The organism is Streptomyces sp. TLI_105 (assembly GCF_900105415.1).
Classification (GTDB): Bacteria; Actinomycetota; Actinomycetes; order Streptomycetales; family Streptomycetaceae; genus Streptomyces.
Map to the genome: position 1 here is coordinate 5,482,432 of NZ_FNSM01000001.1, position 25,478 is coordinate 5,507,909.

The 25,478-nt window shown below is 71.9% G+C and carries 23 protein-coding genes and 1 tRNA gene; 20 read left to right on the forward strand and 4 right to left on the reverse strand.

The features are described from left to right. Nucleotides 1-153: 153 nt before the first annotated feature. From BLW86_RS25035 to galE, 4 genes are all read left to right on the forward strand, one after another. On the forward strand, nt 154-1,791 hold the full coding sequence (locus BLW86_RS25035) for a glycosyltransferase family 2 protein (protein ID WP_093876124.1): 1,638 nt from the start codon (nt 154-156) through the stop codon (nt 1,789-1,791). A 209-nt stretch (nt 1,792-2,000) separates the two neighbouring features. Then, nucleotides 2,001-4,787, forward strand: coding sequence for a bifunctional glycosyltransferase/CDP-glycerol:glycerophosphate glycerophosphotransferase (locus tag BLW86_RS25040; RefSeq protein WP_177181745.1), 2,787 nt, complete (start codon nt 2,001-2,003; stop codon nt 4,785-4,787). After that, nucleotides 4,780-5,934 carry a glycosyltransferase gene (locus tag BLW86_RS25045; RefSeq protein WP_093876126.1) on the forward strand — a complete coding sequence of 385 codons (1,155 nt, stop codon included), beginning with the start codon at nt 4,780-4,782 and terminating at the stop codon, nt 5,932-5,934. The genes BLW86_RS25040 and BLW86_RS25045 overlap by 8 nt, the downstream gene beginning before the upstream one ends. 183 nt (nt 5,935-6,117) lie before the next feature. Then, nucleotides 6,118-7,110: a UDP-glucose 4-epimerase GalE gene (gene galE / locus BLW86_RS25050; protein WP_093876127.1), complete on the forward strand. Its 993-nt coding sequence runs from the start codon at nt 6,118-6,120 to the stop codon at nt 7,108-7,110. A gap of 64 nt (nt 7,111-7,174) precedes the next feature. Here galE and BLW86_RS25055 read toward each other — a convergent pair whose 3' ends face one another. Then, a complete protein-coding gene (locus BLW86_RS25055) occupies nt 7,175-8,809 on the reverse strand; it encodes a hypothetical protein (protein WP_093876128.1) in 1,635 nt (544 codons plus the stop codon). Between the two features lie 260 nt (nt 8,810-9,069). Here BLW86_RS25055 and BLW86_RS25060 point away from each other — a divergent pair, with 260 nt between their 5' ends. From BLW86_RS25060 to BLW86_RS25090, 7 genes are all read left to right on the forward strand, one after another. Further along, nucleotides 9,070-10,065: a glycosyltransferase family 2 protein gene (locus BLW86_RS25060; RefSeq protein ID WP_093876129.1), complete on the forward strand. Its 996-nt coding sequence runs from the start codon at nt 9,070-9,072 to the stop codon at nt 10,063-10,065. After that, the gene (locus BLW86_RS25065; RefSeq protein ID WP_093876130.1) at nt 10,065-10,544 is read left to right on the forward strand and encodes a GtrA family protein; all 480 of its coding nucleotides are present in this window, start codon (nt 10,065-10,067) and stop codon (nt 10,542-10,544) included. The genes BLW86_RS25060 and BLW86_RS25065 overlap by 1 nt, the downstream gene beginning before the upstream one ends. 106 nt (nt 10,545-10,650) lie before the next feature. Then, nucleotides 10,651-11,754 (forward strand): glutamate 5-kinase, encoded by a 1,104-nt coding sequence (gene proB, locus BLW86_RS25070; RefSeq protein WP_093878848.1) that lies wholly within the window; start codon nt 10,651-10,653, stop codon nt 11,752-11,754. 151 nt (nt 11,755-11,905) lie between these two features. After that, nucleotides 11,906-12,397 carry a hypothetical protein gene (locus tag BLW86_RS25075; protein ID WP_093876131.1) on the forward strand — a complete coding sequence of 164 codons (492 nt, stop codon included), beginning with the start codon at nt 11,906-11,908 and terminating at the stop codon, nt 12,395-12,397. Between the two features lie 206 nt (nt 12,398-12,603). Next, nucleotides 12,604-13,887: a glutamate-5-semialdehyde dehydrogenase gene (locus tag BLW86_RS25080; protein WP_093876132.1), complete on the forward strand. Its 1,284-nt coding sequence runs from the start codon at nt 12,604-12,606 to the stop codon at nt 13,885-13,887. Between the two features lie 86 nt (nt 13,888-13,973). Then, nucleotides 13,974-14,546 carry an SCO2584 family spore wall biosynthesis protein gene (locus BLW86_RS25085; RefSeq protein ID WP_093876133.1) on the forward strand — a complete coding sequence of 191 codons (573 nt, stop codon included), beginning with the start codon at nt 13,974-13,976 and terminating at the stop codon, nt 14,544-14,546. A gap of 267 nt (nt 14,547-14,813) precedes the next feature. Further along, on the forward strand, nt 14,814-15,899 hold the full coding sequence (locus BLW86_RS25090; protein WP_093876134.1) for an SCO2583 family membrane protein: 1,086 nt from the start codon (nt 14,814-14,816) through the stop codon (nt 15,897-15,899). Here BLW86_RS25090 and BLW86_RS25095 read toward each other — a convergent pair. Then, on the reverse strand, nt 15,884-17,026 hold the full coding sequence (locus BLW86_RS25095; RefSeq protein ID WP_093876135.1) for a M48 family metallopeptidase: 1,143 nt from the start codon (nt 17,024-17,026) through the stop codon (nt 15,884-15,886). The two genes, BLW86_RS25090 and BLW86_RS25095, sit on opposite strands and share 16 nt — an antisense overlap. A gap of 129 nt (nt 17,027-17,155) precedes the next feature. On the opposite strand from BLW86_RS25095, the gene BLW86_RS25100 reads away from it, so the two are divergent. The 7 genes from BLW86_RS25100 (at nt 17,156) to BLW86_RS25130 (ending at nt 21,366) form a co-directional block, all read left to right on the forward strand. Next, a complete protein-coding gene (locus BLW86_RS25100) occupies nt 17,156-17,359 on the forward strand; it encodes a hypothetical protein (protein WP_093876136.1) in 204 nt (67 codons plus the stop codon). Nucleotides 17,360-17,442: 83 nt separating this feature from the next. Beyond that, nucleotides 17,443-17,604, forward strand: coding sequence for a hypothetical protein (locus BLW86_RS42140; RefSeq protein WP_030684916.1), 162 nt, complete (start codon nt 17,443-17,445; stop codon nt 17,602-17,604). Between the two features lie 52 nt (nt 17,605-17,656). Then, nucleotides 17,657-18,277 carry a nicotinate-nucleotide adenylyltransferase gene (gene nadD / locus BLW86_RS25110; RefSeq protein ID WP_093876137.1) on the forward strand — a complete coding sequence of 207 codons (621 nt, stop codon included), beginning with the start codon at nt 17,657-17,659 and terminating at the stop codon, nt 18,275-18,277. Nucleotides 18,278-18,296: 19 nt separating this feature from the next. Next, entirely contained in the window at nt 18,297-19,991 is a 1,695-nt protein-coding gene (locus BLW86_RS25115) for an LCP family protein (RefSeq protein ID WP_093876138.1), read from the forward strand. Between the two features lie 84 nt (nt 19,992-20,075). Continuing rightward, on the forward strand, nt 20,076-20,540 hold the full coding sequence (rsfS, locus tag BLW86_RS25120; RefSeq protein WP_030684910.1) for a ribosome silencing factor: 465 nt from the start codon (nt 20,076-20,078) through the stop codon (nt 20,538-20,540). After that, nucleotides 20,537-21,190 carry a histidine phosphatase family protein gene (locus BLW86_RS25125; protein ID WP_093876139.1) on the forward strand — a complete coding sequence of 218 codons (654 nt, stop codon included), beginning with the start codon at nt 20,537-20,539 and terminating at the stop codon, nt 21,188-21,190. The genes rsfS and BLW86_RS25125 overlap by 4 nt, the downstream gene beginning before the upstream one ends. 103 nt (nt 21,191-21,293) lie before the next feature. After that, nucleotides 21,294-21,366: transfer RNA gene (locus tag BLW86_RS25130), tRNA-Ala, on the forward strand. 47 nt (nt 21,367-21,413) lie between these two features. Here the strand turns inward: BLW86_RS25130 and BLW86_RS25135 are convergent. Then, on the reverse strand, nt 21,414-22,313 hold the full coding sequence (locus BLW86_RS25135) for a helix-turn-helix transcriptional regulator (protein ID WP_093876140.1): 900 nt from the start codon (nt 22,311-22,313) through the stop codon (nt 21,414-21,416). Nucleotides 22,314-22,414: 101 nt separating this feature from the next. Here BLW86_RS25135 and BLW86_RS25140 point away from each other — a divergent pair, with 101 nt between their 5' ends. Both BLW86_RS25140 and BLW86_RS25145 read left to right on the forward strand, forming a co-directional pair. Continuing rightward, nucleotides 22,415-23,848, forward strand: a complete 1,434-nt coding sequence (locus BLW86_RS25140) for an MFS transporter (RefSeq protein WP_177181746.1) — start codon at nt 22,415-22,417, stop codon at nt 23,846-23,848. A 137-nt stretch (nt 23,849-23,985) separates the two neighbouring features. Then, nucleotides 23,986-24,219: a hypothetical protein gene (locus tag BLW86_RS25145; protein WP_030211122.1), complete on the forward strand. Its 234-nt coding sequence runs from the start codon at nt 23,986-23,988 to the stop codon at nt 24,217-24,219. Here BLW86_RS25145 and BLW86_RS25150 read toward each other — a convergent pair. Then, a complete protein-coding gene (locus BLW86_RS25150; protein ID WP_093876141.1) occupies nt 24,198-25,418 on the reverse strand; it encodes a glycosyltransferase 87 family protein in 1,221 nt (406 codons plus the stop codon). The two genes, BLW86_RS25145 and BLW86_RS25150, sit on opposite strands and share 22 nt — an antisense overlap. Nucleotides 25,419-25,478 lie beyond the last annotated feature (60 nt).

Genomic DNA, 25,478 nt, shown 5'->3' on the forward strand with positions numbered 1-25,478 from the left:
GGCGCCGGGTTTCCCGGGCCGGCCCGCCTCTCCCACGGGCGCGGGCCGGCCATCCGCCGGCGGTCATCGGCCGGGCACCCCTGGGGTGTCCGGCCGGTTCCGTTCGGGCGCAGGCCGCCCGGGGGCCGTCCGGGGGCCACGTAGGATTCACGGGTGAGTGAGACCCCCCGGCCGCAGGCCGCCGCGCGTGTCAGTGTCGTCGTCATCGCGTACAACGACGCGGCACACGTCGGCGACGCCGTCCGCTCCGCGCTCGCGCAGGGCGAGGCGGTCGGCGAGGTCGTCGTCGTCGACGACGCCTCCGGGGACACCACGCCCGAGGTCCTCGCCGGCTTCGCCGACGACCCGCGGGTGCGCCCGCTGATCCGGCGGGAGAACAGCGGCGGCTGCGGCACCCCCCGCAACGACGGCATCGACGCCGCCGTCCATCCGTACGTCCTGTTCCTCGACAGCGACGACCTGCTGCTGCCCGGCGCCGTCGACGGCCTGCTCGCCGTCGCCTCCGAGCAGCGCGCCGACGTCGTCGCGGGCATCTGCGTGCGGCGCGAGCTCCCCGAGGGCCGCGAGACCGTCTGGGCCCCCTCGCTGTACGACGTCTCCCAGGGCGCCACGCTCCCCGGCACCGTCCTCGACGGCATCGAGGGCCACCCGGAGTTCGTCCTCGACACCCTCTCCGTCAACAAGCTCTACCGCCGGGACTTCCTCGACCGGCACGCCATCCGCTTCCCCGACGGTGCCTTCCACTACGAGGACTTCGTCTTCAGCGCCCGGGTGCAGGCCGCCACCCCCCGGCTCGCCGTCACCGACGTGCCCGTGTACGTGTGGCACGTGCGGCGGCAGGCCGCGACCCTGTCGATCTCGCTGCGCCGCGCCTCCCTGGCCAACTGGGAGCACCGGCTCGCCGCGCACGCCGCCGTCGTCGAGGTGTTCCGCACGGCGGGACGGCCCGCGCTGGCCCGCGCCGCGCAGACGAAGTTCCTCGACTACGACCTCCCCATGTACCTGCGCGAGCTGCCGCAGCGGACCGCCGCCTACCGGGCCGACTGGTGGACGGCCACCCGCGCGCACCTGGCCGGCTTCGAGGCCGCCGCGGTCGCCGACGCCCAGGCTCCGGGCCGTTGGCTGCACGCCGGGCTCGCCGCTCTCCCCGCCGTGCCCGAGGGACGGGAGCTGACCCGGTTCGTCGAGCTGGCCGCGCCCCTGCCCCGGCTCGTGCCGCCGTACCCGCGCGCCGAGGGCGGCGCGCCGGTCCTGTCCGCCGCGCCCGCCGACGTACCCCTGGAGGGTCTCGCGGAGCTCGGGCCCGCGGAGCTGCCCGTGGCCGTGGACGGGTCCGTGACCGTCGGCGCGTCGACCCGGCTGACCCTGACCGTCCACGATCTCTACGGGCGTGTCGCCGCACTGCGCCCCACCGCCGTCCGCGTGGCGTTCACGGAGCGGGTCTCGGCGGCGGAGCTGTCGGTCGACGCGCCGCTGCTCCCCGCGGAGGAGGGCTGGACGGCCACAGTCTCGCTGCCCACCGCGAAGCTGCTCCGCGCGGGCCGGCTCGCCGCCTGGTCGCTCCGCGCCGAGCTGCGGTACGCGGACGGTTCGACCGGGGACGCCGAGGTCAGAGCTCCGCAGGGGTTCGTCGGCCGGCGCGGAATGGTCCTCGGGCGACTGGGCCGGGTGCTGCTCGTCCAGGTCGTGGCCTCGGCGCGTCGCGGGCTCGTCCTCCGCTTCGCGGGCGGCGCCGTCGGGGCACGTCAGGTGGTCTCCGGCCGCTTCAAGAGGCTGTTTGCGATGCGGTGAACATCACCGAAGGTCCGGGTGGGCAGGTATGAAACAATTCCTCCCGCCGGGTAGTCTTTCCGGTCGCCGGGTGGCGCTCATAGAACATGTGGGGGCGACACCCTTCACCACTGAAGGCAATAGCGCGCCATTGATCATGGCGCAGGCAGTGCTGCGCCTGGCCGGAAGGCGTGCCAGATGTCGCCGCCCGCACTTGTGAGAGGACTTGGATGCCGACTAGCGACGTCCCTGATGTGAGCGTCGTCATCATCGTGTACAACGATGAGGAACGGCTCCCGCGAGCGGTCCGGTCCGTGCTCGACCAGACCCTCAACAACCTCGAAGTGATCATCGCCGACGACTGTTCGACCGATGGCACCGAGGGTGTCGCGCGTTCTCTGGAGGCCTCCGACCCGCGTGTGCGCTACGTGCGGCTGGAGCAGAACAGTGGTGGCTGCAGCGCGCCCCGCAACCGCGGCATCGCGGTCGCCCGCGCCCCGCACGTCATGTTCCTGGACAGTGACGACGAGCTGCCCCGCCACGCCTGCAAGAGCCTGCTCCTCGTCGCCGAGGAGACCGGGGTCGACTTCGTCACCGGTGAGGTGACCCGCCTGTTCGAGGAGTCGAACACCACCGGCCTCTGGTACCCGCACCTCTTCACCGAGAAGCGGGTCGTCAACGGCATCGCCGAGGCGCCGGAGTACTTCTTCGACCACCTGTCGACGAACAAGCTCTACCGGACCGCCTTCATCCGGGACAACGCCCTCACCTTCCCCGAGGGCATCCACTACGAGGACCAGCTGTTCTCCGCGCAGGCCTTCTCGCTCGCGGAGTCCTTCGCCGTCGTCCCGTGGTCGGTCTACACCTGGCGCCTCGCTCCGGAGAGCGTCTCCATCTCCTCCAGCCGGCACAAGATCCAGAACGTCGCGGACCGCATCGGCGTGGCCCGGCTCATCGACACCTGGTTCGAGGAGAACGGCCACGGCGAGCTGCGCGCGGAGAAGGACTACAAGTTCCTCCGCCACGACTTCCGCCTGTACCTGGGCGACCTGCCGTTCCGTGACCTCGAATGGACCGCCGAGTTCGCCGACGTGGTGAACCCGTACCTGGACGAGATCTCCGACGAGACCTACGCCCGGCTCTCCCGCGAGGAGCGCATCTGCATCCACCTGCTGCGCACCGGCCGCCTGGAGGACCTCCAGGTCGCCGCCCGCCAGCTGGGCCGGCCGCAGCTCGCCCCGCGCTTCGTGACGGAGGAGGGCGGGGCCACCTACTGGGGTGCCGTCGCCCCCACCGACGACGCGAGCCGCAGCGCGCTGGACATCAGCGAGTGGTACATGCGCGAGCAGGTGCTCGCCACCGGCCGCATCCGGCACGAGCTGACCTCCGTGACGATGCGGGGCCCGGTCCTGCACCTGGAGATCCACACGTACGACCCGGCCGGTCTGATCACCGAGGACACCAAGGCCTCGGTCAAGCTCGCCGCGCACAAGACGCCGCTCACGGTGCCGCTGACCCTGCACCCGCAGGGCGAGGGGCAGTACGTCTCCAAGGCCCAGCTCGACTTCCGCAAGGTGCCCGTCGGCAAGGTCGGCGTGGCGACCCGTCGCCACCCGGTGGTCGCCCTGGAGCGCGACGGCGCCCGCCGCACGGACATCCTGCTGGCCAAGCACGACCAGCCGGACTTCCGCGCCACCGTCACGTACCACAAGTTCGGCATCCACCACCTCCGCATCAGGGCGGAGCAGAAGGGCGCCGGGCGTCTTGAGGTGGCCTGGCAGCGGTCCGGTGTCCTGAAGTCCCTCGAACCCCTCGGCCCCTACGCCCGCAAGGCCAAGGGCAAGGTCGGCAAGGTCAGGAAGATCCTCGTCGGCAACGAGGGCAAGGCCAGCGCGTACGACGCCGTGTCCAAGCTCCCGCGCCGCAAGCGCGGTCTCGCCGTGTTCGAGGCGCTGGAGGGCCGCGGCTACGCGGACAGCCCGCGCTACATCTACGAGGAGCTCAAGCGCCGCAACCTCCCGATCGACGTGGTCTGGTCGTACTCCGGCGACCGCTCGTCCTTCCCGGAGGACGTCACCCTCGTCAAGCGCGGAAGCTTCGCCTACGGACGTGCGCTGGCCCGTGCCACCTACTGGGTCGACTCGCACAACCTGCCGTACCTGTACCCGAAGCCGAAGGGCACCCGGTACCTCCAGACCTGGCACGGCCAGACCTTCAAGGCGATGGGCTTCGACGTGCCCTCGCTGCGCGGCGCGTCGGAGATCGAGAAGGGGCGCTTCCGCGCCGCCGTCGGTCGCTGGGACGCCCTCGTCTGCCCCAGTGCCGAGTTCGAGCGGACCTTCGTCCCGGCCTTCGAGGTCTCGGCCGACCTGATCCGCTCCGGCTACCCGCGCAACGACGTGCTGGTGCGCTGGGCCGAGCCCGAGCAGCAGGCCAGGGCCGCCGCCGTCCGCGAGGCCCTGAACATCCCGGCCGACAAGAAGGTCCTGCTCTACGCCCCGACGTTCCGTGACGCGGCCCGCCGCACCGGACAGTCGGTGCGGGTGGACCTGGAGGCTCTGGCCCCGCACCTGTCCGACCAGTGGATCGTCGTCGTGCGGACCCACCCGTACGACCGGTTCAAGATCGCTCCGGAGCTGGGCCACTTCCTGCGCGACGGCTCCTCCTTCGCCGACATCAACGATGTGATGCTGGCCTCGGACGCGGTCCTCACGGACTACTCGTCGCTGATGTTCGACTACGCCAACACCGGGCGTCCGATCCTGCTCTACACGGACGACTACGAGGTGTACAAGGGCGGCGACCGCGGCACGTACTACGACCTCGAAGAGATCGCGCCCGGTCCGATGCTGACGACCACCGAGGACCTCGCCGCCGCCGTGCGGGACCTGGAGGGCACCCAGGAGCGCCACGCCGAGCGGTACGCGCGCTTCCAGGAAATGTTCTGCTCGTACGAGACCGGCCACGCCAGCAAGATGGTGGTCGATGCTTTTTTCGAAGGCGGCACCCATGACTGAGGCCTCCCCTGTCCGCAACGTGTTCTTCGTCGGCATCGACGTCGACTCGATGGGTGGATCCCAGCGGGTGCTGCACACCCTCGCCCAGGGCATGGGGGAGCGCGGTCACCGCGTCGAGCTGATCGGCATCCGGCCGAGCCCCGAGCCGTTCCCGTACAACGCCACGCGCGCGTACCGGCACTCGACGCTCTACCCGGCACCCTCCGAGCCCAAGCCGCCCGTGCGCACGGTCGGCGACCGGATGAGCCTGGCGCGGCGCGCCGAGGCCCGCCGCGCCCGGGCCGACCGCGACAACGCGCGGGCGGAGTTCGAGCGGAAGCTGGCCGAGGTCGAGGACGGCTACATCGTCTTCGGCTCGCCGTGGGCGGTCGACTGGGTCATGCCGCTGAAGTGGCGTCACCTCAAGGGCATCGGGCAGTACCACGAGTCCTTCGCGCAGGCGAAGCAGAGCGCCAACCTGGGCCTGATCCGCCGTCACTACCCGGCGCTGGAGCAGACCCTGGTGCTCTCCGAGGGCGACGCGGTCGAGTTCGTCAACCAGCGCGTGCCGAACGTGCGCGTCATGCCGAACCCGCTGCCGTTCTTCCCGGACGAGCTGGCCCCGCTCGACACCCGCAAGATCGGCGCGGTCGGCCGGCTCGACCCGATCAAGCGGTACGACCGCATGATCGAGGCCTTCGCGCAGGCCCACAAGGGCCGCGACGGCTGGGAGCTGCACCTCTTCGGCGAGGGCCCGCTGGAGGGCGAGCTCCGGATGCGGGCCGAGGACCTCGGCGTCGCCGACCAGGTCGTCTTCCGCGGCACGGCGCAGGACATGGCCGCCGCCTACCGCGAGCTGTCCATCGTCGCGATCAGCAGTGAGCGCGAGGGCCGGCCGATGGCGCTGGCCGAGGCCGCCGCCTGCGGCGTGCCGTGCGTGAGCTTCGATGTCTCCGGCGGAGTCCGGGAGCTCGTCGCGGACGGCGTCTCGGGCACCCTGGTGCCGCCGGCCGACGTGCCGGGGCTCGCCGCCGCGCTCGGTGAGCTGATGGACGACGACGCGATGCGCCGGCGGTACGGCAGGGCCGGCCGCGAGCACGTCGCGCACCTGGCGCTGCCGCACGTCCTCGACCAGTGGGAGGCGGCGTTCGAGGAGATCGAGCGCTAGACCCGCGGAACGCCGGAAGCCCCGCCCGACCCTGCGTCCGGGCGGGGCTTCCGGCGTGTCCGGGCCTGTGCCCGGGGTGGGCCTCCGGCGTGTCCGAGTCTGTGTCCGGGCTGGACCTCCGGCGTGTCGGGGGCCACTTCGGGAGCCTCCGGGGGGCCCGGAGGCTGTGGCTACACTGTCGGAATGACCTGGCTCATCACCGGCGGTGCCGGTTACATCGGTTCCCACGTCGTCAAGGCAATGACCGAGGGCGGCGAGCGCGTCGTCGTGGTCGACGACCTCAGCACCGGCAACCCGGCGCGGGTCCCCGAGGGCATCGTCCTGGAGCAGGGCACGGTCCTGGACCGCGCCTTCCTGGACCGGGTGCTGCGCGAGCACCAGATCACGGGCATCGTCCACCTGGCCGGCAAGAAGCAGGTCGGCGAGTCGGTCGAGAAGCCGCTGTTCTACTACCACGAGAACGTGACGGGTCTGCAGACGATCCTCGACGCGGCGGCCGCGGCCGGTGTGAAGAGCTTCCTCTTCTCCTCCTCCGCCTCCGTCTACGGCATGCCCGACGTGGACCTCGTCACCGAGGACACCGAGTGCCTGCCGCTCAGCCCGTACGGCGAGACGAAGCTCGTCGGCGAGTGGATGGCCCGCGCCGTCGGCCAGGCCCACGGCCTGTCCACGGCCTGCCTGCGGTACTTCAACGTGGCGGGCGCGGCGGCCCCGGAGCTCGCCGACACCGGCGTCTTCAACCTGGTGCCGATGGTCTTCGAGCGCCTCGACGCCGGCGAGTCCCCCCGCATCTTCGGCGACGACTACCCGACACCGGACGGCACCTGCATCCGCGACTACATCCACGTCGCCGACATCGCGAGCGCCCACCTCGCCGCGGCCCGCTCGCTCGCCGCGGCGGCCGAGCGCGGCGAGACGGCCACGCTGACCCTGAACATCGGGCGCGGCGAGGGCGTGTCGGTGCGCGAGATGGTGAACCTCATCAACGAGGTCACCGGCCACAGCGTCGAGCCCGTCGTCACCCCGCGCCGCCCGGGCGACCCGGCCCGCGTGGTCGCCTCGGCCGAGCGCATCGAGTCGGAGCTCGGCTGGAAGGCGCAGCACGACGTCCGCTCCATGATCAGCTCCGCCTGGGAGGGCTGGGGCGCCAACCGCGCGGTCCGCGCGACCGTCTGACACCGGCGTTTCGCGTAGGAGGGGTGCCCCGGCCCGGGGCACCCCTCCTACGCGTGCCCGGGTCTCAGGGGCGGTGGATGCGGTTCACGCCGTAGTACGTGGCCGTGCACTGCGCCGCCCAGTCCCGCTCGTACGAGGACGCGAAGAGGGGTTCGGTGAGGCCCCCGATGAGGAGCGGCCTGTACGCGACCTCACGGGCACCCGCCGCCACCTCGTCCCGGATGCGGGCGTTCTGACGGTCCCAGGCGACAGAGCGCACCACCGTGCTCGTGGTCAGCGCGTGCACCGGGTGCACCAGGGCGGCCGTGCTGCCGACGGCGACCGTGCCGACCGCCATGAGGACGGCGGCGCGTCCGGCGGGGCGCAGGGGCGTCGACAGGCGCCGTCCCAGGAGCCGCCCGCCCCATGCCCCGTACGCGCAGAGGGCGATCAGCAGCGGAAGCAGGAAGCTCGTCCAGGTGCGGCCGTAGGTCCAGCCGGTGTCCCCGTAGCCGCTGCGCAGTCCGAAGACGACGCCCAGCGCGGCGAGGCCGATCATCGGCAGCGGCAGGAGCACCGCCACGCGGAACAGCGCGCGCGGGGGGAGTGCCGGGGCACCCCGGCGGGCGCCGCCCTCCGGCTGGGCGGCGAGCGCCAGGCCGAACAGCGCGCCGACGGCGAGGGCGCCCAGATACGCCCACTGGCCGCCGATCGTCTGCCAGAGGCGCCACCAGTCGTGGAAGGTCTCTCCGACGCTCGCGGCCGACAGGGGCTCCGGCGGGTGCTGGGACCGCCGCCAGCGCGCTCCGGGCGAGGTGTAGAGGAGGACGAGGCCGGTGAGGAGCCCGAGGCAGGCCGCCGCGCACCAGGTGGACGCGTACCGGTCCCGGGCCCAGCCGAACCGGGGCAGACAGAGGACGCCCACGGTGGCCGAGAACAACCCGGCCACCAGGGTGAACGGTTCGCTCAGCATGCCGAGCGCCACCCCGACCAGGAGCGCCGACCCCACCGCCACGGCCCTGGCCCACCGCACGCCGCCGCGCGCGGCGCGGACCGCGCCGAGCACGGTCCAGATGCCGATCACGCTCGGCAGGGTGTGGGAGATCGTCGCCGGCGCCCAGAGCAGTACCTGGTACGAGCGGGTGCCGGCGAAGAACAGCAGCGCGGTGATGAGCGCCGTCGCGGCCACGAGCGGCACGGTGGGCGGTTCGGCGGTCCGTGCGGGGGCCGGCGCGGTGGGCCCGGAGTCCGGGCCTGCGGCCGGGCGCAGCGAGCGCAGGGCGGTGCGGGCGAGGAGGAACAGGCCCGTGCCCAGCGCGAGGATCAGGAAGGCGGGCAGCAGCTTCGGGCCCCGCATGCCGTCGGAGTAGAGGAGGCCGGTGAGGAAGGCGTTGGTGACGCGCCCGTTCTGGGTGCGGTAGAAGTCCGAGGTGATCCCCAGGGCCCCCATGTCGCGCGCCTTCCACAGGGCGCACCAGTCGTCCGACGTGGGACGCACGTAGACGCCGAGGAAGGCGCCGACCGAGAGCAGCACCCCGGCCCCGGCGGCGACGACGAGCGCGATCCAGGGCAGCACCTGCCGCAGACCCTCCCGGCGTCCGGAGGCGTCCCCCGTCTCCTGGGCGCCGCCGGTGTCCTGTCCGTGGTCTCCGTCGTTGCCGTTCTGCTCGCCCTTCGGCATCCGCGCGTCACCGTGCTCCGAGATGGTGGTCCTGCTCAACGGTCATCGCTCCAGCCGGCCAAGGTCCGTGGCATGTCGCCCCTATGAGTGACGAACGGGTGAAAATGCCACGTATACCAATATCTTCCCCACATGCTTTGCTTCATGGACGACATGCCGACCAGGGGCGGCCACTCGGACGCCGCCGGGCGGTCACCGCCCGGCCGTACCGTGGCCGCGCTGCTCGAAGGAGAGTCCGGTGGCGGTCCTTCCAGTCCTTCAGGACGTACTCTCGCCCATCCCTCTGGAGTGACCGTTCCATGACCAGGCTTTCCGTCGTCGTCCCCTGCTACAACGAGGAGGACGTCATCGAGCGCTTCGACACGCGGATGCGACAGGTGCTCGACGCACTCCCGGTCGGATACGAGATCTGCTACATCGACGACGGAAGTTCCGACGGGACGCTGGGAAAACTGCGCGAGATCGCCGCCCGCCACCCGCAGCACACCCAGTACGCCTCCTTCAGCCGCAACTTCGGCAAGGAGGCCGCCATGCTCGCCGGCCTGCGCAAATCCACCGGTGACGCCGTCGTCATCATGGACGCCGACCTCCAGCACCCGCCCGAGCTGCTCGGACGCATGCTCGACCTCTACCACCAGGGCCACGACCAGGTGATGGCGCGGCGCACCCGCGAGGGCGACAAGAAGGTCCGTACGGCGCTCAGCCGTGTGTACTACCGCGCCGTGAACCGTTGGGTGGACGTCGAACTCACGGACGGCGTCGGCGACTTCCGCCTGCTCTCCCGGCCCGCCGTCGACGCCCTGCTGTCGCTGCCCGAGTACAACCGCTTCTCCAAGGGCCTCTTCTCCTGGATCGGCTTCGACACCGTCACCTTCGACTACCGGAACGCCGCGCGCGAGGGCGGCGAGACGAAGTGGAAGTTCAGCTCCCTGCTCAACTACGGCATGGACGGGCTGATCTCCTTCAACAACCGTCCGCTGCGCATCGCCCTCTGGCTCGGCATGATGCTCACCGGCCTCGCCGCCCTCTACGCCGTCTGGGTGACCGTCGCCGCGATCACCCAGGGCGTCACCGCTCCCGGCTACGTCACCCTGGTCGCGATCATCGTGGGGCTCGGGGGCGTCCAGATGGTGATGCTGGGACTGATCGGCGAGTACATCGGCCGCATCTACTACGAGACGAAGCGCCGGCCGCACTTCCTCGTGAAGGAGACCCACCGCTCCTTCGGCCGCGCCGCCGCCGAGCGTGCCGCCGCCGAACGGATCCGCGTCGTGACCGCCGAGCGGGAGCGCTGATGGGGTCCACGCGCCCCGGTGACGTGCGGGACGCACGACGGGCCCGGCTCGCGGAGATCTTCCGCTTCGCGCTGGTCGGCGGCGTCAACACCGGGACCTTCTTCGGCTGTTACCTGCTCCTGCACCCCTGGATGCCCTACTTCGCCGCGTACTCCCTCGCCTTCCTCCTCAGCATGATCGGCTCCTTCTTCCTCAACACCTACTTCACCTACCGCACCCGCCCGACATGGAAGAAGTTCGTCCTCTTCCCGCTCACCAACGTCACCAACTACCTCGTCCAGAGCATCGGCCTCTACGCCCTCGTCACCTGGGCCGGAATGGACGACAGGATCGCGCCACTCGTCGCGGCCGTCGTCGCGATCCCGTTCACCTACCTGATCTCCCAGCGGATCCTGGTGCCCCGCGGCACCGGCCGGCCCGCCGCCGGCTCCGGTCCAGGGAGCGAAACGGACGAGCGGCAGACCTCCCGGCTCGCGTAGATTGCCTGGCAGCCGCGGCGGGGAGCGCGGCGCGTGGGACAGCCGAGTGAGGACGACGCAGGTGGCGACGCAGGTGACGGGACAGACGGACGTGGCAAGGCAGTACGTGACGGAGGCCCGCAGGATCGTCGTCAAGGTCGGCTCCTCCTCGCTCACCACCGCCTCCGGGGGCCTCGACGCCGACCGCGTCGACGCCCTCGTCGACGTCCTCGCCAAGGTCCGCAGCGGCGGCGAGAAGGAGATCGTCCTCGTCTCCTCCGGCGCCATCGCCGCGGGACTCGCACCGCTCGGCCTCACCCGCCGCCCCAAGGACCTCGCCCGCCAGCAGGCCGCCGCCAGCGTCGGCCAGGGCCTCCTCGTCGCCCGCTACACCGCCTCCTTCGCCCGCTACGGCGTCCGCGTCGGCCAGGTCCTCCTCACCACCGACGACACCAGCCGGCGCGCCCACTACCGCAACGCGTACCGGACCCTGGACCAGCTCCTCGCCATGGGCGCGCTCCCCGTCGTCAACGAGAACGACACCGTCGCCACGGACGAGATCCGCTTCGGCGACAACGACCGGCTCGCCGCCCTCGTCGCCCACCTCGTCCGCGCCGACCTGCTCGTGCTGCTCTCCGACGTCGACGGGCTGTACGACGGCGACCCCTCCAAGCCCGGCACCTCGCGGATCGCGCAGGTCACCGGCCCCTCGGACATCGCCCACGTCGAGATCGGCTCGGCCGGCAAGGCGGGCGTCGGCACCGGCGGCATGGTCACCAAGGTCGAGGCCGCCCGGATCGCCGCCGCCGCCGGCATCCCGGTGGTCCTCACCTCCGCGAGCCGCGCCGCCGACGCCCTCGCCGGACGGGACACCGGCACGTACTTCCACCGCACCGGCCGCCGCTCCGCCGACCGGCTGCTCTGGCTCGCCCACGCCTCCACCCCGCAGGGCTCCCTCAGCCTCGACGACGGAGCCGTACGGGCCGTCGTCGAGGGCAAGAAGTCCCTGCTCGCGGCCGGTGTCGCGGCCGTCGAGGGCGACTTCGTGGCCGGCGACCCCGTCGAGCTCCGCGACGCCTCCGGCCGGGCCGTCGCCCGCGGCCTCGTCAACTTCGACGCCAAGGAGCTGCCCCGGATGCTCGGCCGCTCCACCCACGAACTCGCCAAGGACCTCGGACCCGAGTACGAACGCGAGGTCGTCCACCGCGACGACCTGGTCGTCATCCGCTGACGGGGCCGACGCCGAAACGGCTGAAAGTCTGGCCATCCGGAAGGGACGTTCACCAAAACCGCCCCAAGTGCCGCCTCGGACTGGTCAACTTTGTCTCGGGGGTAAGACAAGGCGGGGTACAGCACCACACGCATCACACAGGAGGCCGCCGGTGAGACGAGCGCGCCCAGGGGCACCGCCCCGCGGGACTGCCGAACGCGCCCTGACCAGTGTCGAGGCCGGAGCCGACTTCGACGAGGCACGGCACAGGTCCACGGACAGGAAGACCGAGACCACCACCGAGACACGTGAGGAACGGCCGGTGTCCAAGCTCTGGCACATCACTCTCAGTGTGTCGGGCGTGGAGTCACCGCTGAAGGAAGTGAGACGCGGGCTCGAACAGCTGGCCCACGACCACCCCTTCCTGCTGACCAGCCGCTACGCCAACGACCACGCCGAGATCCGGTACTGGGAAGAGGCCCGCGACCTGCACGACGCGGCGGCCGTCGCCCTGCGCCTGTGGGGCGAGCACCGGCAGACCGCCAAGCTGCCGCCCTGGGAGATCGTGGGCCTCGAGGTCATCGACCGCGAGACCTACCACCAGCGGATCGCGGAGGGCTACGGCCCGCCACCCGCCGCCCCGGTCGGCGTCCACCCCTACTGACGGGAAGACCCCCGCAGACGGGAAGACCCACAGACGGGCGGACCCCCGCCGACGGGCGGACCCCCGCCGGGGGGTGGACCCCCACCGGCGGGCGGCCCCCCACCGACAGGTGGAGACAGGCCACCGCGGTGGGGAAACGTCTCGGAGTGCGGGATACGGGCGCAATACGTGAGGGATGTCCGCAGCGGTGCCAGTACCCTGCGGACATGACCTCGCTCACGCCCCTCGACAACCTCTCCCCGGTCACCCGGGCCGCCTACCGGGCCCGTGGCGCCGCCGCCGAAATCGCGCCACTCCCGCGCGCGGCCAAGGACGACGCGCTCCTCGCGATCGCGGACGCCCTCGAAGTCCGCACCGCCGAGATCGTCGAAGCCAACGCCGTGGACATCGCCAAGGCCCGCGAAGCCGGGACCAGCGAGGCCATCATCGACCGTCTGACCCTCACCCCGGAGCGCGTCCGGGCCATCGCCGCCGACGTCCGTGACGTCGCCGCGCTGCCCGACCCCGTCGGCGAGGTCGTCCGCGGCTCGACCCTCCCCAACGGCATCGACCTCCGCCAGATCCGCGTCCCGCTCGGCGTCGTCGGCATCATCTACGAGGCCCGCCCCAACGTCACCGTCGACGCCGCCGCCCTCTGCCTCAAGTCCGGCAACGCCGTCCTGCTCCGCGGCTCCTCCTCCGCGTACGCCTCCAACACCGCCCTGGTGACCGTCCTGCGCGACGCCATCGGTGGCGCCGGACTCCCCGCCGACGCGATCCAGCTCGTCCCCGGCGAGTCCCGCGAGTCGGTCCACGAGCTGATGCGCGCCCGCGGCCTCGTCGACGTCCTCATCCCGCGCGGCGGAGCCTCCCTCATCCGCACCGTCGTCGAGGAGTCCACCGTCCCGGTCATCGAGACCGGCACCGGAAACTGCCACGTCTACGTCGACGCCCAGACCGATCTCGACATGGCCGTCGACATCCTGATCAACTCCAAGGCCCAGCGGGTCAGCGTCTGCAACTCCGCCGAGACCCTCCTCGTCCACCAGGACGTCGCCGAGGTCTTCGTGCCCAAGGCCCTCGCGGCCCTCGCCGAGGCCGGCGTCACCGTCCACGCCGACGAGCGGGTCCTCGCCCTCGCCGAGGGCTCCAAGGCCACCGTCGTCCCGGCCACGCCCGAGGACTGGGAGACCGAGTACCTCTCGTACGACATCGCCGCCGCCGTCGTCGACTCCCTCGACAAGGCCGTCGAGCACATCCGGATGTGGTCCTCCGGCCACACCGAGGCCATCGTCACCACCTCGCAGGCCGCGGCCCGCCGCTTCACCCAGCTGGTCGACTCCACCACGGTCGCCGTGAACGCCTCCACCCGCTTCACGGACGGCGGCCAGTTCGGCTTCGGCGCCGAGATCGGCATCTCCACCCAGAAGCTGCACGCCCGGGGCCCCATGGGCCTTCCGGAGCTGACCTCGACCAAGTACATCGTCACCGGTGACGGTCACGTGCGGTAACACCTCCTTTCGGTACGGGGAGGGACGGGCAGGGAGGCTTCGCACTCTCCCTGCCCAAAACCCCCTTCCGGGTCTACTCTGAATCCGTGCCGGACGACGTGGGGGGCAGGCCGTTCCAGGACGGCGGAGACCCCGAGGACGCTGTCGACCGCGGAGGCGCCGACGAGGTCTGGGCCGACGTGGCCTTCGACGAGGACTTCGTCCGGTCCGCCACCATCCACGAGCCCACCGCGGTCGAGCGGCTCCTCGCCGCCGCCCAGGCCCGTGCCGAGGCCGAGGCGGCCCGCGCCCGCGCCGGCGGGGGATCCGTCGAGGACGACCCCTACGAGGACGGCCACGACCCCGTCGGCCTCACCTACGAGCCCGACGACATCGGCGACGACGCCAGCCCCTACGGCCGCCACGGCGGGGCCCTGCGCCCCTACCGGGGCCGCGCCCGCTGGCTCCGGCCCGTCGCCTGGATCCTCGCCCTCGTCATGGGCGTCGGCATGGTCGCCCTCGCCTTCAGCGCCGTCTACCGGGGTGCCGCCGCCAACCGCGAGGACCAGGTCCCGCCGCCGGCCACCACCGGCGTCGACACGCCGAACCCGAACCCGGCCCCACCGGCCGCCCAGGCCCCCGCTTCCGCCCCCGCGGCCCAGTCGGCCTCAGCCCGCTAGGCATCCCGCGGTCCGGTCGGCCCGGCCCATGAGGCATCCCGCGGTCCGTTCGGCCTCAGCTCACCAGACGCCCCGCGGTCCGGTCGGCCTCAGCCCGTCAGGCATCCCGTGGTCCGGTCGGCCCCAGCCCACCAGGCACCCCGCGGCCTGGTCGGCCCGTCCCGTCCGGCATCCCACGGCCCCCGGCACACCCTGACGGCGGAATTCTTCCGAACTTGTCGTGTACCTGGGCGTTTACCGAAGCCCGCGCGGACCTACCCTGAAGGTATGGCAGGGCGTGGCGACCCGCCTGAGGGGACGCCCGAGGGGTTCCCCGGCGGTGGTGAGGACGAGTACCGATCCGTCGTCTTCGACGAGGCGTTCATCCGCGCTGCCCACCTCCAGGAGCTCTCCGCGCAGGAGCGGATGGGCGAGTACGCCCAGGCCGTCCGGAGCCGCTCCTCCTGGGAGAGCCGGAGCGGCTCCCGCCAGGCGGTCCTGCTCGTCCTGCTGATCCTCCTCGCCTTCGGCACCGCCATCTACCTGGGCGTCCGCAACCCCTACCTGCCCCCCGTCGACCAGCGGGCCGAGCCCCTGCGGACCACCGTGGTCCCGCTCGCCCCCCAGGGCCCCGTCCCGGGCGGCACGCCCGCCCAGCTCTTCGCCCACAGCCCGGCCGCCGAGTACCGCACCGGGGCCGCCGGCATCAACCTGCCCGTCGCCGGGCGCACCTCCAACTTCGCCGAGAGCCAGGTCGTCACCGGCCTCAGCATCGCCAAGGACTACCTGGTGGCCTCCGCCCTGGAGCCGGACGTCCTGTCCGGGGCGACCGTCCGGCCCGCGCGCCTGCTGCTCGACCCGGACCAGCTGGAACAGTTCGACCGGAGCGTCGAGTCCCCCGCCGACGACGGGCGGCACGCCCTCGCGGCCTGGCTGATCCGCTTCGACCCCCGGCAGGTGGCCCTCGCGGAGCCCGCCGCCCGCGTGCAGGGCACCCTCCGCTTCGAGGAGACCGGCCCCGACACGCTGGACGTCACAGCCGACCACACGTATACCTACGCGCTCCGTCCGGCCGTCCAGGGCGCGGGGCCGGTCGCCGCGGCGTCCCTCTTCACGGTCCACCGCGTGGTGCACTTCCGCTTCGACCGCGAGGACCTGCAGATGCACCGCGCCGAGCTGCTGACCAGCACGGTCGAGGCCGGTCCGCAGGCCTGCGGCGCCGACACCGCGGGCTCCCTGAAGCCGCTCCTGGCGGGGGAGCGGGCCTCGGACGCGGGCGGCGGCCCGGTGGTCACCGATCCGTACGCCACCGCCCGGCCCGCCGCCCCCGCGCTGTGCGGAGCTCTGGCGCCGAGCGCTCAGCCCTCGCTCTGACCGTCCCCGGCCCCGTCGCCCGTCGTCCCGTCCCCGGCCTCGCCTCCGGTGCCCTTGCCGTCCCGGGCGGGGCCGCCGTCCGTCTTCTGGCCCTGGCCGCCGCCGAACCGGTTGCGCAGCCGTCCGCCCAGATCGCCCGCCAGGTCACCGGCGCCGCCGGCTATGTCCCCGACCAGCTTCATCAGGGGATCCTTGCTGGTCCGCACCGTGTCGGCGTAGTGCCCGGCCGACTCGCGGAAGGAGTCCGTGACCGAGGTGTCCTTGTCCTCCGAGCGCTTCGGGTAGTGCCCGTCCATGATCCGCTGGAAGTCGCGGCTCTCCGACCACTTCTTCAGCTCCGCCGCCCGGACGGTGGTGAAGGGGTGCGAGCGCGGCAGCACGTTGAGGATCTTCAGGACCGAGTCCCGCAGGTCTCCGGCCTTCTCGTACTCGTCGGCCTGGGCGAGGAACGCGTCCACGTTCATCTCGTGCAGGTGGTTGCCGCCGGCGATCTTCATCAGGCCGCGCATCGAGGCCTGCACGTCCTGGCCGACGAGGAGGCCGGCCCGGTCGGCGGAGAGCTCCGACTTGCGGAACCATTCGCGCAGCGCCGTCACGATGGCCGTGATCGCGACCGTGCCCAGCGGGATCCAGGCGATCTTGAGCGCGAGGTTGGTAAGGAAGAGCAGGACCGTGCGGTACACGGCGTGCCCGGAGAGCGCGTGTCCGACCTCGTGGCCGACGACCGCCCGCATCTCCTCCTCGTCGAGGAGCTCCACCAGACCGGTGGTGACCACGATGATCGGCTCGTCCAGGCCGATGCACATCGCGTTGGGCTTCGGGTCCTGGGTGACGTACATCGGCGGGACCTTCTCCAGGTCCAGGATGTAACAGGCGTCCCTCAGCATGTCGTTGAGGTGGCTGAACTGCGCGTCGCTCACCCGGACGGAGTCCGAGAGGTAGAGGAGTCGCAGGCTGCGCTCCGGCAGCAGTCCGCTGAGCGCCTTGAAGGCCGTGTCGAAGCCGCTGAGCTTCCGCAGCGCCACGAGGGCCGAGCGATCGGCCGGATGCTCGTAGGCCCGCGAGGAGATGCCGGGGAACCGCTTCCGCTGCCTGCTCGGCACGTTCCCCTGGTCGTTCTCGGTCATGGATGCCCCCTGTTCGTACGAGTCGGTGCTCGTCCCCCTGACTGAACCCAGCGTAGGCGTTGGCGCTACCGTGTGGCGGAGCCTGTGGATAACTCAGGACACCGAGGGCGACCGAAGGGCACGACCGACATGCCGGACACCGCAGACGCCACAGCCGCCCTGCTCGCGGCCGCCGCCGCACAGCAGGGACTGGGCGACACGCTCCGGATCGTGCTGCTCGTCTCGCTCGTGGGCGGAGTCCTGCTCGCCTGGTTCCTGCTGCGCGGGTATCGCACCGACGACACGGCCGACACCGGTGGCGACGACGGCGCGGACCGCGACGCCAACGCCTGAGTCGGCGTGAGCGCGCCGCGACCGCCCGCATACGATGTGCGCGAAGTCTCCGCTCCCATCCCCGATCGATAGGTCTGCCGAAGATGAGCCTCCACAGCACCGCCGCCCACCTGGTCACCCTCGCCGAGGGTGCCGAGCACGGCGGCAACCACGAAAGCCTCAGCCCCTACCTCACCGGCTTCGGTGCCTTCGGCACCCTGCTTCTGCTGCTGTGGATCACCACCCGCTTCAACCGCGACCGCTGAACCGGAGACCGCTGATCCGGCGTCCGCCGCCGTGCCAGTAGGCTCTGCACGCATGGGAGAGCAGGAAGTGCCTACTGGCGGGCGCGGCAAGCGCCGACTCGGCGTGATGGGCGGAACCTTCGACCCGATCCACCACGGACACCTGGTGGCGGCCAGCGAGGTCGCCGCCCTGTTCCATCTGGACGAGGTGGTGTTCGTACCGACCGGGGAGCCGTGGCAGAAGAGCCACAAGGCCGTCTCCGCGGCCGAGGACCGCTATCTGATGACGGTCATCGCCACGGCGTCCAACCCGCAGTTCTCCGTGAGCCGGATCGACATCGACCGCGGCGGTGCGACCTACACCATCGACACCCTGCGGGACCTGCGGTCTCTCAACAGTGACTCGGACCTGTTCTTCATCACCGGGGCCGACGCGCTGTCGCAGATCCTCACCTGGCGCGACGCCGAAGAGCTCTTCTCGCTCGCCCACTTCATCGGCGTCACCCGACCGGGCCACGACCTCACCGACGACGGACTGCCCAAGGGCGGGGTCTCGCTCGTCGAGATCCCCGCGCTCGCCATCTCCTCCACCGACTGCCGGGTGAGGGTCGCGCAGGGCGATCCCGTCTGGTACCTGGTCCCGGACGGCGTGGTGCGCTACATCGACAAGCGCCAGCTGTACCGCGGCGAGTGAGCTTCGGGGAGGGGCACCGGTGAACGATCAGCAGCACCCGTACGACCCGTACTATCCGCAGCCGCAGATCATCGGCTACGACGAGTACGGGCAGCCGGTGTACCAGCAGCCGCAGGCACAGCAGCAGGCGCCCGCACAGCACTACGACCCGTACGCCGGACAGCAGCAGCAGGCGTACGGCTACGACCCGTACGCCCAGCAGGCGCCCGCCCAGGAGTCGGGCCTGCCCCCGCAGTACGACCCCTACGGGCAGCAGGGCTACGCCTACCCGTCCTACGACACCGGACAGCAGTGGGCCGCCCAGCCCGAGCCCGCCCCCGCGCCCGTCCAGGCGCCCGCCCAGGCGGCGCCGGCGGCCCCCGCAGCCCCCGTCGCGGCCCCGGCCGGAGTCCCCGGCCAGCGCCCCGCGTCCGAGCGGCCCGCCCCGCCGCGGCAGGACGAGGACGACCGCGCCTACCGCACGGAACAGTTCTCGTTCATCGAGGAGCCCGACGAGGACTCCGAGGACGTCATCGACTGGCTCAAGTTCACCGAGAGCCGCTCGGAGCGGCGTGAGGAGGCCAGGCGGCGCGGCCGCAACCGGATCGTCGCGCTCGTCGTCGTCCTCGTGCTCGCCGTCGCCGGCGGCGCCGGCTACCTCTGGTCGGCGGGCCTGCTCCCCGGTTCGTCCGACCCGGAGGGCAAGAGCGGGAACGCCGCGACCGGCCCGCAGCAGCGCGACACGATCGTCGTCCACCTCCACGACCTCAAGCACGGCACCACCTCCACCGCCCTGCTCGTGGACAACGCCACCACCCGCCAGGGCACCACGATCCTCCTCCCCAACTCCGTCGTCGTCGCCGACGCCGAGGGCGCCGGGACCACCCTCGGGAAGTCCGTCGAGGACGACGGCTCCAGCGGCACCCGGGAGGCGATCGGCAACCTGCTCGGGACGAAGATCACCGGCACCTGGCGGCTGGACACCCCCTACCTGGAGAACCTCGTCGAGTCCGTCAGCGGCATCGAGATCGACACCGACACGGACGTCCCCGACACCAAGAAGGGCACCGAGCCGCTGGTCCGGAAGGGCGAGAAGCAGACGCTCAACGGCCGCGCCGCCGTCGCCTACGCCACCTACCGGGCGCCCGGCGAGGCCGAGGCCAAGCAGCTCCAGCGCTTCGGCGGGGTCATGTACGGGGTGCTGCGCAAGTTCTCCAGCGACCCCGAGGCGGCCACGGTCACCATCGAGACCCTCCAGCAGATCCTCGATCCCTCGCTCCCGGAGAAGGACCTCGCCGCCTCCCTGGCCAAGCTCGCCGAGCACGCCAAGATCGGCGACTACAAGACGGCCCTGCTCCCGGTGGGACAGGACGGCGCGCTGACCGAGGACGCGAGCGACAGTGTGGTGAAGGACATCCTGGGCGGCAAGGTCACCGCCCCCGAGGCGGGCGAAGTGCCCCGGGTCTCGTTGCGGGACGGCTCCGGCAAGAAGGCGGCCGAGGCGGCCCGGATCGTCCTGATCAACGGCGGCTTCACCTTCGTGGGCGGCGCCGACGCGGAGGTCCGGGAGAAATCGCAGGTCCTCTACGGCGACGACGCCCAGAAGTCGACGGCCACCGAGGTGGCCAAGACGCTGGGGCTGCCCGCCTCCTCCGTCGAGAAGGGAAAGCCCTCGGGAACGATCGCGGTCACCGTGATCCTGGGCCAGGACTACAAGGTCCCGGGGCCCCGGTAAGGGGCGCCCCGGAAAACGCCGACGGGGCCGTCGGCGGTCCGTGAGACCCTGGAGGGGTACTGGACCGCCGACGAAAGCCTGCTTGTGACCGCCACGGACCGTTCCATCGAGCTCGTCAAGACCGCCGCCCAGGCGGCCGCCGACCGGCTCGCGCACGACATCATCGCGTACGACGTCAGCGACGTGCTGTCGATCACCGACGCCTTCCTGCTCGCCTCCGCCCCCAACGACCGCCAGGTCAAGTCGATCGTCGACGAGATCGAGGAGCGGCTGCTCAAGGAGCTCGGCGCCAAGCCGGTCCGCCGTGAGGGCGACCGCGACGCGCGCTGGATCCTCCTGGACTACGTCGACATCGTCGTCCACGTCCAGCACAGCGAGGAGCGGGTCTTCTACGCCCTCGAGCGGCTGTGGAAGGACTGCCCCGAGCTCGACCTGCCCGAGGACGCCGTGAACACCCGCGGCAAGGCCGCCGAGCACGCCGCCCTGACCGGCGCCGACATCGAGGCCGGCTCCGGCCTTCCCGAAGGACCGGACGGTGAGCTGAGCTGAGCGCCACCAAGGGCGGCAGCGGCCGCCGCATCGTCCTCTGGCGCCACGGCCAGACCTCCTGGAACCTGGAGCGCCGCTTCCAGGGCTCGACCGACATCGAGCTGACGGAGACCGGCGTCGCCCAGGCGCGCCGGGCCGCACGGTTGCTCGCCGCGCTCAAGCCGGACGCCATCGTGGCCTCCGACCTGAAGCGGGCGGCGGCCACCGCCGCGGAGCTCGCGTCGATCACCGGCCACGCCGTCGCCCACGACTCCGCCCTGCGCGAGACGTACGCGGGGGAGTGGCAGGGGCTGACCCACGACGAGATCGTCGCGCGGTACGGCGAGCAGTACGCCGCCTGGAAGCGCGGCGAACCCGTGCGCCGGGGCGGCGGCGAGCTGGAGACCGAGGTGGCCGACCGGGCCGCCCCGGTGGTCCTGGAGCACGCCGACAAGCTCCCCGAGGACGGCACGCTCGTCGTGGTCAGCCACGGCGGCACCATCCGCACCACCATCGGCCGGCTCCTGGGCCTGGAGGCCCGGCACTGGGAGAGCCTGGGCGGGCTCTCCAACTGCTGCTGGTCGGTGCTCGGCGAGGGCGCGCGCGGCTGGCGCCTGATGGAGCACAACGCCGGCACGCTGCCCGAGCCGGTCCTCGGCGACGACGACTGAGCTCACGACCGGCCTGCCGGACCCGGATTTCACTTTCCGGCAGGTCACAGGCTAGAGTTCTTCTTGTTCGGAGCGCGCGGCGCGAAGAACACGAAGAACACAAGGGGCTATAGCTCAGTTGGTAGAGCGCCTGCATGGCATGCAGGAGGTCAGGAGTTCAATTCTCCTTAGCTCCACAGTCACCGGATCCCGTCCCCGTCAGGGGGCGGGATTCGTCGTTCCGTCACATGGTCTGCACTTCGTCCATGGTCTGCGTTTCGTCCATGGTCCGCAGGATCGCGATCCGCCGGCGGCTCTCCTCGTCGCTCGGTGTGTACGTCACGATCCGGCACTCCGGCATCCCGTTGACCGAGAGGGAGACCGAGGTCAGCCGGATCTCACCCGTCAGATCGTGCCGGAAGACCTTCACCCGGGTCCCCGGCGGGACCACGTCACCGCTGCGCCAGAGGCGGGCGAACTCCGGGCTGGCCTCCGCGAGACGCCGTACGAACTCCTCCCACTCGGGCTCGCCGACATGGCGGCCGTACGCCCCCCGCAGCTGGGCCACCATCAGCGGCAGCTCCCGCTTCCGGTCGACCACCGGGCACTTCGGCCCCGGCACGCTGAACAGCGCCCAGAGAACGTTGCGTATGCCGAACGGGCCGGTGTCCAGGCCCGGTCCGTCCTGCATCAGGAGCCGCTCGTACAGGGCGTTGGTCGCGAGCACGTCGTACCGCGCGTTGTAGAGCACCGCCGGGAGCGGGTCCAGGGCGTCGAGGATCCCCTGGATCTCCGGACTCACCTCCGGGATGTCAGGGGCCGGTCGGTCCGGGGCGTACGGCACTTCGGCGAGGTGGTAGAGGTGCTCGCGCTCCGGCCGGTCGAGGCGGAGGGTACGGGCCACCGCGTCGAGGACCTGCGCGGAGGCGTTGATCGGCCGGCCCTGCTCCAGCCAGGTGTACCAGGTGACGCCGACGCCGGAGAGCTGGGCGACCTCCTCGCGGCGCAGCCCCGGTGTGCGCCGGCGGAGTCCCGGCGGCATGCCCACGTCCTCCGGGGTCACCCTGGCCCGGCGGCTGCGCAGGAACGCGGCAAGTTCCGGTCGTCGTCGACGCTGCGTCGGTAGCGCTGCCACAATCGTCACACCCCCATGGTCGAGTCCCCGTGCCACCGCTGCCAGGTGGTGTCAGTACCAGCATCGGCGGGCTCTCGTTACCCGTATCCGATCACGGTCACGCTCTTCGCATGACCTCGACCGCAACACGTCCCGCACCCAGTAAAGACCGCGCCACCGACAACCGCCCCGGCCTGCTGCTCGGAGTGGTGCTCGCCGCCCAGTTCATGGCGCTCCTCGACGTCTTCATCGTCAACGTCGCCGCCCCCACCATCCGGACCGAACTCTCCGCGTCCGGAGGCGCGCTCCAGCTCGTCATCGCCGGATACACCATCACCTACGCGGTGTTGCTGATCACCGGGGCCCGCCTCGGAGACCTGATCGGCCACCGGCGGGCGTACCTCGGCGGCCTCGCCCTGTTCACCGCCGCCTCGCTCGCCTGCGGACTCGCCGCGGGCGCCGGCCAGTTGATCGTCTTTCGCCTGGTGCAGGGCGCGGGATCGGCCCTGATGATCCCTCAGGTGCTGAGCCTCATCCAGCGCAACTTCACGGGCGAGCTCCGGGTCCGGGCCCTCAGCGCCTACTCCGCGGTCCTGGCCACCGGGGCGGCCGCCGGTCAGGTCGTCGGCGGCGTCCTGGTCAGCGCCGACCTCTTCGGCACCGGCTGGCGGCCGGTCTTCCTGGTCAACGTGCCCCTCGGGATCGCCCTGCTCGCCCTCGGCGTCCGGGTGCTGCCCCGCGACGCCCACGCCGGGTCCACGCGTGCGCGTGCCCTCGACCTGCCGGGCCTGCTCCTGCTCGCCGCCGCCGTGTCCCTGCTGACCGTCCCCCTGGTCCTCGGTCAGGAGCAGGACTGGCCGCTGTGGTCCTGGCTCTCCCTCGGCGGCTCGTTGCTGCTCGCCGTCGTCTTCGGTGCCTACGAGTCCCGGCTCGCCCGGCGCGGCGGCACCCCGCTGATCGCCCCGCGCGTGCTGCGCATCCCCGGGATGGGGCGGGCCGTCCTCTGGATCTCCGTGGCGATGGGCGCCAACGCCGGCTTCCTGTTCACCCTGACCCTGCACCTGCAGGGTGGGCTCGGCCACAGCGCCCTGCGCGCCGGGCTCACCTTCGGGCCCGCCGCCGTCGTCTTCGGGGCCGTCGGCCTGACCTGGCGGCGCTGGTCGGCCCGGCTGCACCGCGCGCTGGTCCCGGCCGGATTCCTGCTCGCGGCCGCGGCGCTCCTCGCCGTCGGAGGGCTGCTCGCGGACGGCGGCACCGGCGGCTGGGGGCTCTACCCGGCCCTGGGCGCGTTCGGCGCGGGGATCTCGCTGGCCTTCAGCCCGGCCCTGACCGGGGCGCTGGCCACCGTACGCCCCGAGGACGCGGCCGACGCCAGCGGGCTGCTCGCCACCGTCACACAGCTCGGGCAGCTCGTGGGCGTCGCCACGTTCGGCACCCTCTTCCTCGGCCGGTACGCGGGTTCCGGAGCTCAGGACTCCGCCGACGCCCTGTGGGCGACCGCCCTCGCCCTGGCCGCCGCCTCCCTCCTGGGCGCCGTCGCGGGACTGCCGCGACGATCGCGCTGACCCTCTTGCGGGGCCATGGCAGAATCGGACGGCCGGAGGGGGACGAGGATCCGGACGGGAGGGTGACCCAAGTGCTCGGCGACAACGGCAGGGTGTCCTATGGGTGCGCGGCCTGCGGCCACAGCTGGAGCTGAGTGATGGGTGCACACAGGCGGAAGTGCGACTGGTGCGGCAGCGGCACGCCCATCGTGCGCGACATGGACCCGGTCAATCCCGATTTCCAGTACTGGTGCGAGGAGTGCGCGCGGGCGCTGATCATAAAAGGCGACCCCATCGAGACCTACCGCGAGCTGGAGGGGGAGCCGATCTACGGCCGGCTCCTCGACGAGCACTGCACCCTCAAGCGGTTCTACTCCTTCGCGACGGCCTGACGTCGCAGCGTCAGCGCGTATCCCACGAGCAGCGCCGTTGCCGTCAGCGGGTAGATCGCCGACAGCAGCATCTGCCCCGCGTTCTGGTCCAGTTCGGGGCGCCCCGGGTCGTGCGGGACCCACCACAGCGCGAACGAGGCGAAGGCCAGCGCCACCGCCCCCGTCACCGGCCACGCGCGCGTGGCGCGGTCCGCGAGCAGGATCAGCAGGGGCACGCACCAGACCCAGTGATGGGACCACGAGATCGGGCTGATCATCAGCGCCGTGAACGCGCAGACGACCACGGCCACCGCCTTGTCGCCGCGCACCGCCGCCCGTACCGCGAGCACCATCGCCGCGCCGCCCAGGACGGCCGCCGTCACCGCCCACCACATGCCCGGGTCGTCCGTGTGCATCAGCCGGGCCAGGACCCCGCGGATCGACTGGTTGGCGGTCTCCTCGGCGAAGCCGACCCGGCCGGTCTCGAACAGGGTCTCCGTCCAGAACCGCTTCGAGTCCGCGGGCAGGGCGAGCGCCACGGCCAGCGTCGTCCCGAGGAACACCCCGGTCGCCGTCAGTGCCGTGCGCAGCCACTGGTTCATGCCCCGGTCCCGGCGCCACAGCAGCAGACCCGCGGCGAGCAGGAGGACCACGAAGAGCCCCGGGGTGAGCTTCACCGCGGTCGCCAGGCCGACGCCCAGGCCGGCCCGGCGGCTGCCCTCGCGGCGGGTGAGGTCCCACAGCACCGCCACCGCTATGAGCAGGTTGATCTGGCCGTACCGCAGGGTCGTCCACACCGGCTCGCACCAGACCACGACGGCGGCGACCCACAGTGTGGTGCGCCACAGGTCCGTACGCGACAGCGAGGGGCGGACCAGCTGGAGCGACAGCTGCACCAGGGCGACCACCAGGAGCAGGTTCCCCGCCGTCGTGAGCGTCCGCATCAGCGGGACGCCCACCAGGGTGAGCGGGACGAACAGAAGCGCCGCGAAGGGCGGGTAGGTCATGCCGAGGTTCGCCGAGGTCGCGCGCATCGCGTACAGGTCGCCGCCGGCCCGGACCGTTTCGCCCTCGGCCCGGTAGACCATCACGTCGAGCATGTTCACGTGGGCGAGGCGTTGCGCCACCCAGAAGGCCGTGAACGAGAGCAGACAGACCGCCGCGGCGGTGACCAGGGGCCACGGCCGGGCGCGGGTTCGGGAGAGCACGGAGACGGACACAGTCGGCGACCCTACCCGGGCCCCTGGAGAGGCCGGAGAAACGGATTTGGCGATCTGCCG

Excerpts from the sequence above, each read along its gene's own strand:
- BLW86_RS25040 (WP_177181745.1), top strand. The coding sequence starts at position 2,001 with ATGCCGACTAGCGACGTCCCTGATGTGAGCGTCGTCATCATCGTGTAC.
- BLW86_RS25045 (WP_093876126.1), top strand. The coding sequence starts at position 4,780 with ATGACTGAGGCCTCCCCTGTCCGCAACGTGTTCTTCGTCGGCATCGAC.
- galE (WP_093876127.1), top strand. The coding sequence starts at position 6,118 with ATGACCTGGCTCATCACCGGCGGTGCCGGTTACATCGGTTCCCACGTC.
- BLW86_RS25060 (WP_093876129.1), top strand. The coding sequence starts at position 9,070 with ATGACCAGGCTTTCCGTCGTCGTCCCCTGCTACAACGAGGAGGACGTC.
- BLW86_RS25065 (WP_093876130.1), top strand. The coding sequence starts at position 10,065 with ATGGGGTCCACGCGCCCCGGTGACGTGCGGGACGCACGACGGGCCCGG.
- BLW86_RS25080 (WP_093876132.1), top strand. The coding sequence starts at position 12,604 with ATGACCTCGCTCACGCCCCTCGACAACCTCTCCCCGGTCACCCGGGCC.
- BLW86_RS25090 (WP_093876134.1), top strand. The coding sequence starts at position 14,814 with ATGGCAGGGCGTGGCGACCCGCCTGAGGGGACGCCCGAGGGGTTCCCC.
- BLW86_RS25095 (WP_093876135.1), bottom strand. The coding sequence starts at position 17,026 with ATGACCGAGAACGACCAGGGGAACGTGCCGAGCAGGCAGCGGAAGCGG.
- BLW86_RS25100 (WP_093876136.1), top strand. The coding sequence starts at position 17,156 with ATGCCGGACACCGCAGACGCCACAGCCGCCCTGCTCGCGGCCGCCGCC.
- BLW86_RS42140 (WP_030684916.1), top strand. The coding sequence starts at position 17,443 with ATGAGCCTCCACAGCACCGCCGCCCACCTGGTCACCCTCGCCGAGGGT.
- nadD (WP_093876137.1), top strand. The coding sequence starts at position 17,657 with ATGGGAGAGCAGGAAGTGCCTACTGGCGGGCGCGGCAAGCGCCGACTC.
- BLW86_RS25140 (WP_177181746.1), top strand. The coding sequence starts at position 22,415 with ATGACCTCGACCGCAACACGTCCCGCACCCAGTAAAGACCGCGCCACC.
- BLW86_RS25145 (WP_030211122.1), top strand. The coding sequence starts at position 23,986 with ATGGGTGCACACAGGCGGAAGTGCGACTGGTGCGGCAGCGGCACGCCC.